The organism is Streptomyces sp. NPDC058295 (genome assembly GCF_042880655.1).
In the GTDB taxonomy this organism is placed as follows: Bacteria; Actinomycetota; Actinomycetes; order Streptomycetales; family Streptomycetaceae; genus Streptomyces; species Streptomyces coriariae.
On the sequence record NZ_JBHVYO010000011.1, the window covers coordinates 146,792 to 160,607 of the forward strand.

At 72.2% G+C, this 13,816-nt stretch carries 14 protein-coding genes and 1 tRNA gene; 8 read left to right on the forward strand and 7 right to left on the reverse strand.

Annotated features, from left to right (window positions below):
- Positions 1-6 precede the first annotated feature (6 nt).
- Positions 7-888 carry an FhaA domain-containing protein gene (locus ACFVYS_RS14510; protein WP_389501991.1) on the reverse strand — a complete coding sequence of 294 codons (882 nt, stop codon included), beginning with the start codon at positions 886-888 and terminating at the stop codon, positions 7-9.
- A 411-nt stretch (positions 889-1,299) separates the two neighbouring features.
- Here ACFVYS_RS14510 and ACFVYS_RS14515 point away from each other — a divergent pair.
- From ACFVYS_RS14515 to ACFVYS_RS14535, 5 genes are all read left to right on the forward strand, one after another.
- Positions 1,300-1,383 (forward strand) — tRNA-Leu (locus tag ACFVYS_RS14515).
- Between the two features lie 247 nt (positions 1,384-1,630).
- Positions 1,631-2,119, forward strand: a complete 489-nt coding sequence (locus ACFVYS_RS14520; protein WP_389501993.1) for a hypothetical protein — start codon at positions 1,631-1,633, stop codon at positions 2,117-2,119.
- Positions 2,120-2,496: 377 nt separating this feature from the next.
- A complete protein-coding gene (locus ACFVYS_RS14525) occupies positions 2,497-3,996 on the forward strand; it encodes a DUF2252 domain-containing protein (RefSeq protein ID WP_389501995.1) in 1,500 nt (499 codons plus the stop codon).
- A 118-nt stretch (positions 3,997-4,114) separates the two neighbouring features.
- A complete protein-coding gene (locus tag ACFVYS_RS14530; protein ID WP_389501996.1) occupies positions 4,115-4,912 on the forward strand; it encodes a J domain-containing protein in 798 nt (265 codons plus the stop codon).
- A gap of 90 nt (positions 4,913-5,002) precedes the next feature.
- Positions 5,003-5,332 (forward strand): rhodanese-like domain-containing protein, encoded by a 330-nt coding sequence (locus tag ACFVYS_RS14535; RefSeq protein ID WP_389502135.1) that lies wholly within the window; start codon positions 5,003-5,005, stop codon positions 5,330-5,332.
- A 199-nt stretch (positions 5,333-5,531) separates the two neighbouring features.
- On the opposite strand, the gene ACFVYS_RS14540 is transcribed toward ACFVYS_RS14535, so the two are convergent.
- From ACFVYS_RS14540 to paaA, 6 genes are all read right to left on the reverse strand, one after another.
- Complete coding sequence (locus ACFVYS_RS14540) at positions 5,532-6,740, reverse strand: acyl-CoA dehydrogenase family protein (protein ID WP_389501998.1); 1,209 nt, start codon at positions 6,738-6,740, stop codon at positions 5,532-5,534.
- Between the two features lie 152 nt (positions 6,741-6,892).
- Entirely contained in the window at positions 6,893-7,954 is a 1,062-nt protein-coding gene (locus ACFVYS_RS14545; RefSeq protein ID WP_389501999.1) for a 2Fe-2S iron-sulfur cluster-binding protein, read from the reverse strand.
- Positions 7,954-8,493 carry a 1,2-phenylacetyl-CoA epoxidase subunit PaaD gene (gene paaD, locus ACFVYS_RS14550; RefSeq protein WP_389502001.1) on the reverse strand — a complete coding sequence of 180 codons (540 nt, stop codon included), beginning with the start codon at positions 8,491-8,493 and terminating at the stop codon, positions 7,954-7,956. Before paaD ends, ACFVYS_RS14545 begins: the two co-directional genes overlap by 1 nt.
- On the reverse strand, positions 8,487-9,224 hold the full coding sequence (gene paaC / locus ACFVYS_RS14555; protein ID WP_389502003.1) for a 1,2-phenylacetyl-CoA epoxidase subunit PaaC: 738 nt from the start codon (positions 9,222-9,224) through the stop codon (positions 8,487-8,489). The genes paaD and paaC overlap by 7 nt, the downstream gene beginning before the upstream one ends.
- On the reverse strand, positions 9,221-9,508 hold the full coding sequence (gene paaB, locus ACFVYS_RS14560; protein ID WP_389502005.1) for a 1,2-phenylacetyl-CoA epoxidase subunit PaaB: 288 nt from the start codon (positions 9,506-9,508) through the stop codon (positions 9,221-9,223). Before paaB ends, paaC begins: the two co-directional genes overlap by 4 nt.
- Positions 9,505-10,518 (reverse strand): 1,2-phenylacetyl-CoA epoxidase subunit PaaA, encoded by a 1,014-nt coding sequence (gene paaA, locus ACFVYS_RS14565; protein ID WP_389502007.1) that lies wholly within the window; start codon positions 10,516-10,518, stop codon positions 9,505-9,507. Before paaA ends, paaB begins: the two co-directional genes overlap by 4 nt.
- Positions 10,519-10,801: 283 nt before the next feature.
- Here paaA and ACFVYS_RS14570 point away from each other — a divergent pair, with 283 nt between their 5' ends.
- The 3 genes from ACFVYS_RS14570 to ACFVYS_RS14580 are packed head-to-tail and all read left to right on the forward strand — an operon-like array spanning position 10,802 to position 13,808.
- Positions 10,802-11,818, forward strand: coding sequence for a DUF5819 family protein (locus ACFVYS_RS14570; protein WP_389502009.1), 1,017 nt, complete (start codon positions 10,802-10,804; stop codon positions 11,816-11,818).
- Entirely contained in the window at positions 11,815-13,035 is a 1,221-nt protein-coding gene (locus tag ACFVYS_RS14575) for an HTTM domain-containing protein (RefSeq protein WP_389502011.1), read from the forward strand. Before ACFVYS_RS14570 ends, ACFVYS_RS14575 begins: the two co-directional genes overlap by 4 nt.
- Positions 13,032-13,808: a TrmH family RNA methyltransferase gene (locus ACFVYS_RS14580; protein ID WP_389502013.1), complete on the forward strand. Its 777-nt coding sequence runs from the start codon at positions 13,032-13,034 to the stop codon at positions 13,806-13,808. The genes ACFVYS_RS14575 and ACFVYS_RS14580 overlap by 4 nt, the downstream gene beginning before the upstream one ends.
- Positions 13,809-13,816: the final 8 nt, after the last annotated feature.

Consider the following 13,816-nt stretch of genomic DNA (forward strand, 5'->3'; position numbering starts at 1 on the left):
CCCGCTTCACCCTTCGGCTTGCCGGTAAATGATGGTGGTGCTGCCCACGACGATCCGCGAGCCGTCGCGGAGCGTAGCGCGGGTGGTGTGCTGCCCGTCCACCACGATGCCGTTGGTGGAGCCGAGATCCTGAATAGTCGAGGGCGAACCGGTCCGGATCTCACAGTGCCGGCGGGAGACGCCGGGGTCGTCGATCCGTACGTCGGCCTCGGTGCTGCGGCCCATCACCAGTGTCCCGCGGGAGATCTGGTGGCGGGTGCCGTTGATCTCGATCCAGTGGCGGGCACGTGATCCGGGCTGCGGAGCCCCGGCCAGGCCGCCGGCCGCCGCACCGGGGCGCTGGGCGCTCGCGGCGGGCGGGTAACCATAGCCGCCGGCACGGGCGCCGGGCGGCGGAGCGGACGGCATGGGCGGAGCGGCGGCGCCGGCTCCGGCCCCGGGATAGCCGGGCCCGCCGGATCCGCCGGGACGCTGTCGGCCGCCCGCGGGCGGCTGCTCCGGCGCCTGGCTGCTGGAGGAGGCGAGCGTACGGCTGCGCACCCGGTACAGGCCGGTGTCGAGGTCGTCCGCCTTCTCCAGGTTGACCTTGATCGGGCCCATGAAGGTGTAGCGCTGCTGCTTGGCGTAGTCGCGCACCATTCCGGCGAGCTCGTCGCCGAGCTGGCCGGAGTAGGGGCTGAGCCGCTCGTAGTCCGGCGTGCTCAGTTCCACGATGAAGTCGTTGGGGACGACGGTCCGGTCCCGGTTCCAGATGGTCGCGTTGTTGTCGCACTCGCGCTGGAGCGCGCCCGCGATCTCCACGGGCTGGACCTCGGACTTGAACACTTTCGCGAAGGTGCCGTTGACCAGACCCTCGAGACGCTGCTCGAACTTCTTCAGGACTCCCATGGGGCACCTCCTCCGTAGTGGCTGCTGTCCCGTGCCGTGCTGCTTACCTGGTACTGCTTACTGATCGTATCCACGCGCCGGTGAATCGGCTGGTTCCCCCTGTCGGCCCCGTCGACGGGTGTCGACGCCCTCTTGCGCACCCGCTTCTGCCCAGGATCGTAGAGGCGGCCGAGGACCAGTGTCCCGCACCTGACTGTGGTCCTCGTCCGGCTCCGGGGGAGACGGCCGCCTTAGGTACGAGGTTGATACGTGAACCAGTCACCGCCGAGACGTGCGGGAGCCGCCGATGGCCTCCCACCTGCTCCCTGCCCCCGCAGAAGGGATGTGAACGCACCCTGGCCCGCGTGCTAATGTTCTGCGTGTCGGAAGGTGCCAGGCCGCAAGGCCCACAAGCCCGAAGACACACCCAATGCGCGGGTGGCGGAATAGGCAGACGCGCTGGATTCAGGTTCCAGTGCCCGCAAGGGCGTGGGGGTTCAACTCCCCCCTCGCGCACAGCTGAAAGCCCCGTAGGTCTTAGACCTACGGGGCTTTCGCATGTCCCGAAGGTGTGCCGTCCGGCACAGGCGTGCGTGTCCAGCCCATGGCTGCTCACCGTGTGTGAGGAAGATCTCAGCCCCGTGGGCGGTGACGACCCGGGCGGGCAGCCGGTCGTCGGCGGGGGTCGCATGAGGGCGTAGCGGGCTGCACCGCGTTCACCCCGGGTGCGGCCCGGCGTTGATGTATGGCGCGGACGATCCCGATGACGACGACGATCCGGGAGGCGGGGCGAGGGTACTGGCGCTGGCCGCTGGCCGCCGGCCGCGGGCTGAAGGCGACGGTGCGGGTGGAAGGACTCCTGGAAAGCGGAGGCATCGGAGGCGGCGGCAGTGGCGGTGGCGGTGGGGCGGTGGGCCCGAGCGGTGGGCCGGGTGGCGCTGCCGGTTACCGCGGATACCGGCCGCCCACCGCTGTGGAGGCGGCTGCCTACTTCGCGGTGGCGGAGGTGCTCACCGACGTCGTCAAGCACAGCGGGTCGCCGCGGGCGGCCGTCGAGCTGGTGCGGCTGCGGCTGCGGAACGGGCTGCGGGCGGTGGTGCGGGACGAGGGTCTCGGTGGCGCGGACGAGAGGGCGGGGTCCGGCCTGCTGGGGATCCGGCGCCGGGGCGCCGCGCTGGACGGGCTGGTGAACGTGGACAGCCCCGCCGGGGGACCGACCACGATCGCTGTGGAGCTGCCCTGTGTGTGGTGAGACCTGCGTGACGCGAGGGGTGGGACCGGTGCGCGGGGAGCGGTGTGCCGTGCGCGGAGGCGGGGAGCGGTGCGCGGAGGCGGGGCGCGCGGTGAGCAGGGGCGGGGTGTGGGGCGCGAGGGTGTGTGGGGTGTGGGCGTTTTGGCACGGGGGGCGTGTTTCACGTGAAACATTCCCGCTGTCGTGGAGCTGTCCTCGTGGAGCCGCCGCCGTGAAGCTGTCACCGTCGGTGAGGGGTGCGCCGGGCGGGCTGTCCCACAGGGGTGGACGAGGGGATTTCCACAGGCGGGAGGTTGTCCACAGGGGCTGCCGCCGTCCCGTCGTCGGGCTGTACGGTCGGCACGAGTTGATGTTCGGCTCGTCGAGCCGACGGACGTATGTGTGCGGGGGAGGCGGTCGTGGTGACCGAGGCCGGTGGCGCGGGGACAGAGAGGGGTGGGGCACGCAGGCTTCCCCGAGTGCGGGGCTTCGCCGAGTGGCCCACTGAGCGCCCCGCCGCGGGACCGCAAGCGGGTGCGGTTCCGGGCTCGTCCCGGCCGGGGTCTCCCAAGGAGGCGGGCAAGGCCCTGCGTGACCGGGTGCCTCGGTCGGCACACGCAGCGTTCGACCTGGACCCCTCCCGGCCGGACGCGCTGGCGGCGGTCGAGGAGTCCAGCCGGGGCCGCATCCCGGAGCTGGCCCCGATCCGGGTCGGCCGGATGGCGGCGACGCCGTTCGCGTTCCTGCGGGGCTCGGCCGGACTCATGGCGTACGACCTGGCCCGGACCGCCATGACCGGGATCCGCGCCCAGATCTGCGGCGACGCCCACGCCGCGAACTTCGGTCTGTACGGCGACGCGCGGGGCGGCCTGGTCATCGACCTGAACGACTTCGACGAGACCGTCGACGGCCCCTGGGAGTGGGACCTCAAGCGTCTCGCCGCCTCTCTGGTGCTCGCGGGCCGCGAGGCCGGCGCGGACGAGGACACCTGCCGCCGGGCGGCGCACGGCGCGGCCGGCTCCTACCGCCGCACCATGCGGCTTCTGGCGAAGCTCCCCGTGCTGGACGCGTGGAACGCCATCGCCGACGAGGAACTGGTCTCCCACACCGACGCGCACGACCTGCTGGGCACCCTGGAGCGGGTCTCGGAGAAGGCGCGGGCCAACACCAGTGGGCGGTTCGCGGCGAAGTCGACCGAGCCGACGCAGGACGGGGGCCGCCGCTTCGTCGACGCGGCGCCGGTGCTGCGCCGCGTCCCGGACGCGGAGGCCCACGCAGTGGCCGCGTCCCTGGAGCACTACCTGACCACCCTGTCCGAGGACCGCCACCCGCTGCTGGCCCGCCACGCGGTCCACGACGTCGCCTTCCGGATCGTCGGCACGGGCAGCGTGGGGACCAGGTCGTATGTGGTGCTGCTGCTCGACCACCGGGGCGAGCCGCTGATCCTCCAGGTGAAGGAGGCCCGCGCCTCGGCCCTGGTCCCGCATCTGCTGACCGCCGGCTTCGAGGTGCCGGAGGTGGAGCACGAGGGACGCCGGGTGGTCATCGGCCAGAAGCGCATGCAGGTGGTCAGCGACATACTGCTGGGCTGGACGACGGTCGACGGACTCCCCTTCCAGGTACGGCAGTTCCGCAACCGCAAGGGCAGCGTCGACCCGGCCGCGCTCGCCGCCGACCAGGTCGACGACTACGGCCGGATGACCGGCGCGCTCCTCGCCCGCGCCCACTCCCACAGCGCCGATCCCCGCCTCGTCGCCGGCTACTGCGGCAAGAACGAGGAGCTCGACGAGGCGATCGCCACCTTCGCCGTCGCCTACGCCGACCGCACCGAGGCGGACCACTCGGACCTGGTGGCGGCGGTACGGGCGGGGCGGATCCCGGCGGAGACGGGCGTGTGAGAGGCGGCCGGGCGCAGTCGGCGCAGGGGAAGCCGCGGCAGGCGGAGACCGGTCAGGGCGACCCCTGCGGGACCGTCGGCCGGGTGGGTTCGGGGGAGCGTTGGCCTAGGCTGGTCGGGTGACGACCCCCGAAGCTGAGCAGCCCCGGCCCGAAGCACGGCTGGAGCAGGCCGTGCGGGCCGCCGAGCAGGCGTTGATCGAGTTCGAGATCGCGGTGGAGACCTTCCGCGTCGAGGTCGAGAACTTCTCGCGGCTCCACCATCAGAAACTCGGCCCGATGTACGCCCGGCTCGACGAACTGGACGCCCAGATCGCCGAGGCCAAGGCCGCCCGCACCGGTGATCCCGAGGACAAGCGCAAGGCCGCCGAGGCGCGGGCCAGGGTGATGCCGATGCCCGGGGTCGAGGAACTGTTCCACGGCTGGATGGACGGCGAAGGTCTCTTCCCCGAGGCCGAGGCGATGCTCACGGACCAGTCGGTCCGGCCCCCGCAGCGGGTACGGCCCAGCGAGGAGGCCCGCAAGCTGTACCGCGAGCTGGCCCGCAAGGCGCACCCGGACCTGGCCCAGGAGGACGCCGAGCGGGCCCGGCGCGAGGAGTTCATCACCCGCGTCAACGCGGCCTACGCCCGTGGTGAGGAAGCCCTGCTGCGCGAGCTGGCCGAGGAGTGGGCGGCCGGTCCGGCACCCGCGGAGCGGAGCCCGAGCCCCAGCGAGGAGCTCTACGCCCGACTCGAGTGGCTCGCCCAGCGCAAGGAGATGCTCGCGCTGGTCGCCCGGGAACTGGAGGACAGCGCGATCGGCTCGATGCTCCGCATGGCACCGGAGGACCCCGACCGGCTCCTGGACGAGATCGCCGACAAGCTCCTCGCGGACGTCGCCGCCCGCGAGCTGGAGCTGGCCGAGCTGGCGGATTGAGGCAGGCTCGGGCGGACCGGTCGTGTCTCGCGCCTGGTCGTGTCGTATGCCCGGTCGGGTAGCGTCGGGCGCATGAGTTTCGGAGCTGGTGTGCCCACGGTCGAGGTCGGCGACCTCAAGGACGACGACTTCCTGCTGGACGTCCGCGAGGACGACGAGTGGCAGGCGGGTCATGCCGAAGGGGCACTGCACATCCCCATCAGCGCGTTCGTCGCCCGCTACGGCGAGCTGACCGAGGCGGCGCCGCAGGACGGTCGGGTCCATGTGATCTGCCGCTCCGGCGGTCGCTCGGCCCAGGTCACCATGTACCTCGTCCAGCAGGGCATCGACGCCGTGAACGTCGACGGCGGCATGCAGATCTGGGCCGCCACGGGCCGCCCGGTCGTCACGGACGAGGGCAACCCGGGCGCCGTCCTGTAAGCGCTCGGAACCGCAGGTCGTCGGGACCGCGGGTCGCCGGAACGGTAGGTCGTCGGACCAGCGGGTCGCCGGGACGGTAGGTCGTGCGACTGGCAGGTCGGGGACCTGCGGGTCGGGGACCGGAGGGCCGGGGGACCTGCGGGTTCTTGGACGGCGGTCGCCTTGTCGGGTCGGCGGGTTCGTCCTGCCGGGGTGGGCGTCAGCCGAGGGGGTGGGCGGCCAGTAGGTCGCCCAGGGCTTCCTCGTGTGCCGCCGCCGGGCCGAGCGACAGTTCCAGGTGCTTGGCCCAGGCGTGGTAGCGGTGCAGAGGGTAGTCGACGTCGGCGCCGAAGCCTCCGTGCAGATGCTGTGCGGTCTGTACGACCCGCCGTACGCCTTCCGAGGCCCAGATCTTGGCCACGGCGACGTCGCCGGAGGCCGGCAGCGCGCCCGGCGCCCCGGAGGCGATCCGCCACGCGGCCTGCCACAGCGTGACCTCCATCGCGCGCAGGTCGATGTAGCGGTCGGCGGCCTGCACGGCGACGGCCTGGAAGGTCGCGATGGGGTGTCCGAACTGCTCCCGCTTGCCGGCGTACTCGCCGGTCATCGCCAGGACGCGCTCGCCCAGACCGAGCGCCTGCGCGCAGGTCCCCGTGGTCAGCAAGGCGCGCAGCCACTCCCAGGCGCCGTCGGCGGTGATGACGTCCCGGTCGGCGATCCTCGCCGATTCGAGGCGCAGTTCGCCCAGCCGCTCACCGGTGGTGGAGATCTGCTCGGCGAGCACGACTCCTTCGTGCCCACGGGCGACGACGGCGAGGACGCTCCGGTCGTCGCCGGTGCGCGCCGGTACGACGACGAAGTCGGCGTCGTACGCCCACGGCACCACCGTCTGCACCCCGTCCAGCACCCACTCGCCGGCGCCCGGCTCCCCCGCGCCGCCGCCCGCACCGTGTTCGTCACCCGTGCCGGTCGCGCCGGTCGTGCCTGGCATGGCGTTCTGCCGTGCGGTCACGGCGAGTTCGGCCGGATCGTGGCCGGTGCGGCCATTGGCGGCGACGGTGAGGACGATCTCGCCCCGGCCGGCCCGGGCGAGCAGGGACGACTTCAACTCCGGTCCTCCGTAGGCCTGTAGGGCGGCCGCGGCCGCGCTGCTCTCCAGCAGGGGCACCCGTGCCAGCACCTTCGACGCCTCGCGCAGCACCAGACAGAGCGCGATCGCGTCGAGGCCGGCCCCGCCGAACTCCTCGTCCAGGAGCAGGCTCAGCAGGTCCGCCGAGGCGAGTGTGGCCCACAGCGCGCGGTCGAAGTCGTCGGCCACGGCGCCCCGGGTGAGCGCGGGGCTCGGCACCTCGTCGGGGGCGACCCCGGCGAACACCCCCCGCGCCGCCTCCGCCGCTGCCTGCTGCTCCTCGGTGAAGGTGAAGTCCACGGCCTGTCCTCCCGACGGGTCAGCTGATCTGACGGAGCGTCAAGATAGAACAGGTTCTAGAAGAAGGGAACGGTCGGTCCGAGGGGAAACGGTCGGTCGTCTCCTCATCGCCCTCCCTCATCGCGCCCGTCATTCCCCTCATCGCGTGCCCCTCACCGGTCGAAGTCCACCTCCACCGCCTCCGTCAGCGGATGCGACTGGCAGGCCAGCACATATCCGGAGTCCGTCTCCTCCGGTTCCAGCGCGAAGTTGCGGTCCATGCGCACCTCGCCGGAGACCAGGAAAGCCCGGCAGGTCCCGCACACCCCGCCCTTGCAGGCGTAGGGCGCGTCCGGCCGGTTGCGCAGCACCGTCTCCAGGACGGACTCCCCGTCCCGCACGGGCCAACTGCCGCCCCGGCCGTCGAGCCGGGCGGTCACGGTGCTGTGGGTGGGCGCCGCCACACGTACCGGGGGCGCCGTGACCTCCACGTGGAAGATCTCCTCGTGGATCCGGGACCGCGCGACCCCGATCTCCCGCAGCGCCTGCTCCGCGCCCTGGACGAGGCCGAACGGCCCGCACAGGAACCACCCCGTCACCTCCGCCACCGGCAGCAGCGACGGTAGCAGCCCGGTCAGCCGCTCCCGGTCCAGCCGCCCGGACGGCAGCCCGGCCTGCTGCTCCTCCCGGGAGAGCACGGTGACCAGCTGGAACCGCTCGGGGTACCTGTCCTTGAGGTCGGCGACCTCCTCCAGGAACATCGTCGAGGCGGCCGTCCGGTCGCTGCGGATGAGGCAGAACCGGGCCGCGGGCTCGCGGGCCAGCAGTGTGGAGACGATCGACAGCACGGGCGTGATCCCGCTGCCGCCGACGATCGCCGCGTACCGGCCGGGCGCGGGAGTGAGGGTGAACCGGCCGGCCGGCGTCATCACGTCCAGCTCGTCGCCGACGGTGATCTCCTTCAGCGCGTACGTCGAGAAGGCCCCGCCCTCGACCAGCCGGACGCCCACCCGCAGCGTGCCGGGCCCCGCACCGTCGGGTCCGGGTGCGGGCGAGCAGATCGAGTACGTCCGCCTGACCTCGGTCCCGTCGACCACGCGGCGCAGGGCGAGATGCTGGCCGGGCGCGTGCCGGTACTCCTCGCGCAGCGCGTCGGGAACCGTGAGGGTGAGGGTGACGGAGTCGTCGGTGAGGTGGTCCACCGCGGCCACCTGGAGCGGGTGGAAGCGGGCCATCACAACTCCTTGAAGTGGTCGAAGGGTTCACGGCAGGCGAGGCAGCGCCGCAGCGCCTTGCAGGCGGTGGAGGAGAAGCGGCTGAGCAGTTCGGTGTCGGCGGAGCCGCAGTGCGGGCAGAGGATCGGCTCCAGGGCCACGCCCAGGTCCGCGTCCCGGGTCCGGGTGGGGCCCAGGGTGACGCCGACCGGTTCGGCCGCCCTGCGCACGCGGGGCGGTGCGATGCCGAACTCCCGGAGTTTGCGGCGCCCTTCGGCGGAGATGTCGTCGGTCGACCAGGCGGGGGACAGCACCGTGCGCACGGTGACCTCGCGGACCCCGTGTGCGTGCAGCGCCCGTTCGATGTCCATGGACATCGCCTCCACCGCCGGACAGCCGGTGTAGGTGGGGGTCAGCTCGACGTCGACGGTGTCCGCGTCGCGTACGTGCACCGCGCGCAGCACGCCGAGTTCCCGAAGGGTGACCACGGGCAGTTCGGGGTCGAGCACCGAGCCGGCGACCTCGAGGAGTTCCGCCTCCAGCGGGGTGAGCGTCACCATGACGCACCCGGGTGACTGCGGTGCAGGTGCTGCATCTCGGCGAGCATCCGGCCGAAGGACTCGGTGTGCAGGCCCTCGCGGCCCGCGCCGGCGCGCCAGGCTCCGGTGCGTGATCCCTCGGGCACGGCCAGGCCGGCCCGCTCCAGCACGCTCCGCACCGACTCCAGCCAGGCCGCGTCCAGCTCCGACCGGTCGAGGTCGAGGCCCTCCAGGGGGGCGAACATCTCCCCGGTGAACCGCCACAGTGCCGTGCAGGCCCGCCGCATCCGCTCGTGGCTCTCCTCGGTGCCGTCGCCGAGCCGCAGCGTCCACTGTTCGGCGTGGTCGCGGTGGTAGGCGACCTCCTTGACGGCCTTCGCCGCCAGCCCCGCGAACGGGCCCTCCACGGACGCCAGCCGCGCGTACAGCAGGTGCTGGTAGGTGGAGAAGTACAGCTGACGGGCGATGGTGTGGGCGAAGTCGCCGTTGGGCTGCTCGACCAACTGGAGGTTGCGGAAGGCGCGTTCCTCACGCAGATACGCCAACTCGTCCTCGTCGCCCGCCATCGACAGCAGGATCCGGGCCTGGCCCAGCAGGTCGAGGGCGATGTTGCCGAGGGCGACCTCCTCCTCGAGCACGGGCGCGTGGCCCATCCACTCCCCCAGGCGGTGGGAGAGCACCAGGGCGTCGTCGCCGAGGGCGAGGGCGGCGGTGTGGGTGTGGGTCGTCGTGGTCACAGGTGCTTCGGTCACAGGTGCTTCACCCCTTCCGGGATCTCGTAGAAGGTCGGGTGCCGGTACGGCTTGTCGGCGGCCGATTCGAAGAACGGGTCCTTCTCGTCCGGCGAGGAGGCCGTGACCGCGGAGGACGGCACGACCCAGATCGAGACGCCCTCGCCGCGCCGGGTGTACAGGTCGCGCGCGTTGCGCAGGGCGAACTCGGCGTCCGGCGCGTGCAGGCTGCCGGCGTGGGTGTGGGAGAGGCCGCGCCGGGAGCGCACGAAGACCTCCCACAGGGGCCAGTCGGTGTTCGTCATGCCTGCTCCACTTCCGTCCGCGAGCTGTGTTTGGCCGCGTAGGCGACGGCCGCCTCTCGTACCCACGCGCCCTCTTCGTGTGCGCGCCTGCGTTGCGTTATCCGCTGTTCGTTACAGGGGCCGTTGCCCTTGAGGACCTCCTTGAACTCGGTCCAGTCGATGGCTCCGAAGTCGTGGTGGCCCCGCTCCTCGTTCCACTTCAGGTCCGGGTCGGGGAGCGTGAGGCCGAGCGAGGCCGCCTGGGGGACGCAGATGTCGACGAAGCGCCGGCGCAGTTCGTCGTTCGAGTGGCGCTTGATCTTCCAGGCCATCGACTGCGCGGAGTGCGCGGACTCGTCGTCGGGCGGGCCGAACATCATCAGTGACGGCCACCACCAGCGGTCCACCGCGTCCTGCGCCATCGCGTGCTGCTCCGGGGTGCCTCGGCTGAGGGCCAGCAGCAGCTCGTACCCCTGGCGCTGGTGGAAGGACTCCTCCTTGCAGACGCGGACCATCGCGCGTGCGTACGGGCCGTAGGAGCAGCGGCACAGGGGCACCTGGTTGGTGATCGCGGCGCCGTCCACCAGCCAGCCGATGGCGCCGACGTCGGCCCAGGTCAGCGTGGGGTAGTTGAAGATCGAGGAGTACTTCTGGCGGCCGGAGTGGAGCTTGTCGAGCAGTTCCTCCCGGCTGGCGCCGAGGGTTTCGGCGGCGCTGTACAGATAGAGCCCGTGGCCCGCCTCGTCCTGGACCTTCGCCATGAGGATGGCCTTGCGGCGCAGGGAGGGCGCGCGGGTGATCCAGTTGGCCTCCGGCTGCATGCCGATGATCTCGGAGTGGGCGTGCTGGGCGATCTGGCGCACCAGCGTCGCGCGGTAGGCGTCGGGCATCCAGTCGCGTGGCTCGATGCGTTCGTCGGCGGCCACGGTGGCGTCGAAGACGCGCGCGTACGCCTCGTCGGCGCCGGCTCCGCTGTCCTGCCCGGTGTGCGGCTGTGTGCGGGCCGTCTGGTGCGCGGCTGCTGTCGCCATGCGGTCCCCCTTGACCTCGGGCCTCGGCGCGCTGCCTCGGCCTCGGCTCTGCCGAGCCGTCTCCCGACCGATCGTTCGGTCCGTGCGATTCCATGGTGGGACGGCCGTCGTAAGGTGTCAACCGCTGTGGATAACCTGCGGGCATCCCCTGTGGACAACCTGCCCCGGCCCTTCCCGGCCCGGGTGTCGCGGGGAGGGGGCTGCGCCGAACGGGTGAGGCTGAGTACCGTTCGCGATTGCGCGACGCAGCGCGAAGACGACCGGTATCGGGGAACGGGGCGGAATGGACGTGCACGACGGAGGGGCCGGCTCTCCACAGGGGCCGAACACGTCGAGGGAGGCGGAGGCGGAGACGCCACCCGCCCGGGACACCGTGCCCCGCCCCCGAGCCGAACTCCCGAGCCCCGAACCAGCCGCCTCCCGGGCCGAAGGCGCGGACCCCGGGCCTGCCTCCCGGGCCGAGGACGGGGACTCCGAGCAAGCTCCGCGGGCCGCGCACGCCGACTCGGGCGGTGCCTTCCAAACTGAGCCCGCCGACCCCGTCTCCGACCCCGTCGGTGATCCCGTGGGTGACTCCGTCAGCGAGTCTGCCGGTGATCCCGTCGGTGAGCCCGCCACCGGTCTCGTGAGTGGGCCTCGGCGGCCGGAGTCCCGTACCGGTGTGGCCGCCCTCTCGCCCCGCTATCAGGTCGGCGCCGCGCTGGCGCTGGCCGTCGTCGCGGTGACCGTCTGCGTGCATGTCGGGATGGTGTTCCTGCACGTCGCTCCGTCGAACACGGTCACCAAGACGCACGGCAAGGCGATCGACGACTGGATCTACCCGGAGTTCGAGCAGAACTGGAAGCTCTTCGCGCCGAACCCGCTTCAGCAGAACGTCGCGGTCCAGGTCCGGGCCCAGGTCCGTACCGCGGACGGCGGGTCCCGGACCACCGGCTGGTACGACCTGTCGGCGCAGGACGGCCGGGCCATCGACGGCAATCTGGTGCCGAGCCACACCCAGCAGAACGAGCTGCGCCGCGCCTGGGACTTCTTCACCGCCACGCACGACAACAACAACCGCCCCGTCGCCCTGCGCGGTGCCCTCTCCGAGACGTACCTGCGCCGCATCGTGGTGCTGCGTCTGGAGCGCGGCGGCGTGGCCGATGACGGCGCTGTCGTCGAGCGGATCCAGATCCGTTCGCAGACCACCAACGTGACCCCGCCGACGTGGAGCACCGAGAAGGTGTCGATGAGTCCGGTGTACCGCGAACTGTCCTGGTGGTCGGTGCCGGACGGCGAGACCGAGGGGGGCACGAGGTGAACCGGTTCTCCCTGAAGGTGTCCGGCGCCATCGCGCGCGTCACCGAGTCGGCGCTCGCGCCGTACCAGAGCGCCGTGGTCCGGATCGGCTTCAGCGCCACCTGGCTGCTGTTCCTGCTGCGCGAGTTCCCCCACCGCCATGAGCTCTACGGCCCCGACGGTCCCTGGGACTGGGAGCTGGCCCGCCAGCTGATCGACACCAACGGCGCGTTTTCGGCGCTGATGTGGTCGGACGGGCGGGGCTGGTTCGAGGCGGTGTACCTGCTCGCGCTGCTCTCCGCCGCGCTGCTGCTCCTCGGCTGGCGCACCCGCGCGATGTCGGTCCTGTTCATGGTCGGCGTGCTGTCGCTCCAGAACCGCAGCGTCTTCATGGGGGACGGCGGGGACAACGTCCTGCACCTGATGTCGATCTATCTCGTGTTCATACGATGCGGCCGGGTGTGGTCGCTGGACGCGCGGCGGGAACGGCGCGCGCAGGAGGCACGCGCGCGTGGGGAGCGGGTCACGGACCGGGTGGGTCCCGCCCTGTGGGCCGTGGCCGGGTTCGTCCTGGTCACGGTGACCGTGGCGGGCCGTTTCCACAGCGCCTGGATGATTCCGGCGCTTCTGTGGGCGGCGTGGGCCGTACAGGGCCTGTGGTGGGCCGTCGGCCGCCGCACGAAGTCGGCGGAGCCCCGAATCCTGCTCGACGTGATCGGCAACATCCTGCACAACGGCGCCCTGGTCGTGATCATGGCCGAGGCCTGTCTGATCTACGCGACGGCAGGCTGGTACAAGATCCAGGGCTCGCGCTGGCAGGACGGCACCGCCGCCTACTACCCCCTGCATCTGGACTACTTCTCGCCCTGGCCCGCGCTCGCCGACCTGCTGGCCGGCAGCGGCACGATGGTCCTGCTGGCCACCTACGGGACCGTCATCGTGCAGGTCGCCTTCCCGTTCACGCTCGCCAACCGGCGGCTGAAGAACGTGCTGCTGGCCCTGATGATGACGGAGCACGCGGTGATCGCCCTGGTGCTCGGGCTGCCGTTCTTCTCGCTGGCGATGATCGCGACGGACGCCGTCTTCCTGCCGACGACCTTCCTGCACCGGGTGGGCGGATGGGCGTCACGCGCGCGTGACGGGCTGTTCTCCGGCGTCGGTCGTACCCCGGAGCCCGGGTCACCGGGGCCGCAGGCCCAGGAGGACCCCGAGCACGCGCGCGTAGGGTTCACGGCATGACCGACCCCGTGACCGCCGGCTCCGATCCGCTCGGCCGGTGGCGGCGGCTCGCCGACGCCTCCGTCCTGCTCGACGGCTTCCACGCCCTCAAGCACGCGGTGCGTTTCGGAGCCGAGGTCCCGGTGGCGGTCACCGCCGACCGGCGGGCGACGCTCGCCCTCGCCGACGAACTCGCCCCGGACGTGCGCGACGCGCTGGACGCTCTGCTGACGGAGGTCCCCGAGGCGACGTACACCTCCCTGGTGCCGCGCCCGCATCCCACCGCGGTGGCCGCCCTGGCCGTACGGCCCAGCCGGGAGGCCAATCTGGAGCGGCTGGAGCACGCGCCCCGCGTCACTCCCGTCGTGGTCCTGGACAACCCGCGCAACCTCGGCAACGCGGGCGCGGTGATCCGGCTGGCCGCCGGTTTCGGGGCCACCGGGGTGGTCACCACCGGCACGCTCGACCCCTGGCACCCGACCGTGGTGCGCGGCGGGGCGGGGCTGCACTTCGCGACCGCCGTGGAGCGGCTGACCGTCGGCGAGCTGCCGGCCGGCCCGGTGTTCGCCCTCGATCCGGAGGGTGACGACCTCCGGGGCGTCAAGCTGCCGGACGACGCCCTCCTGGCCTTCGGCTCGGAGCGCAGCGGGCTCTCCGCCGAGCTGCGCGCGCGTGCCGACCACCTTCTCGCCCTGCCGATGCGCCCCCAGGTCTCCAGCTACAACCTCGCGACCAGTGTGGCCATGACGCTGTACCACTGGAGCGCCACCGGGGGCGCACCGCACGTCCCGTAGACGAGGAA

Excerpts from the sequence above, each read along its gene's own strand:
- ACFVYS_RS14570 (WP_389502009.1), top strand. The coding sequence starts at position 10,802 with ATGGACGTGCACGACGGAGGGGCCGGCTCTCCACAGGGGCCGAACACG.
- ACFVYS_RS14580 (WP_389502013.1), top strand. The coding sequence starts at position 13,032 with ATGACCGACCCCGTGACCGCCGGCTCCGATCCGCTCGGCCGGTGGCGG.
- ACFVYS_RS14510 (WP_389501991.1), bottom strand. The coding sequence starts at position 888 with ATGGGAGTCCTGAAGAAGTTCGAGCAGCGTCTCGAGGGTCTGGTCAAC.
- ACFVYS_RS14520 (WP_389501993.1), top strand. The coding sequence starts at position 1,631 with ATGACGACGACGATCCGGGAGGCGGGGCGAGGGTACTGGCGCTGGCCG.
- ACFVYS_RS14545 (WP_389501999.1), bottom strand. The coding sequence starts at position 7,954 with ATGGCCCGCTTCCACCCGCTCCAGGTGGCCGCGGTGGACCACCTCACC.
- paaA (WP_389502007.1), bottom strand. The coding sequence starts at position 10,518 with ATGGCGACAGCAGCCGCGCACCAGACGGCCCGCACACAGCCGCACACC.
- paaB (WP_389502005.1), bottom strand. The coding sequence starts at position 9,508 with ATGACGAACACCGACTGGCCCCTGTGGGAGGTCTTCGTGCGCTCCCGG.
- paaD (WP_389502001.1), bottom strand. The coding sequence starts at position 8,493 with ATGGTGACGCTCACCCCGCTGGAGGCGGAACTCCTCGAGGTCGCCGGC.
- ACFVYS_RS14525 (WP_389501995.1), top strand. The coding sequence starts at position 2,497 with ATGTGTGCGGGGGAGGCGGTCGTGGTGACCGAGGCCGGTGGCGCGGGG.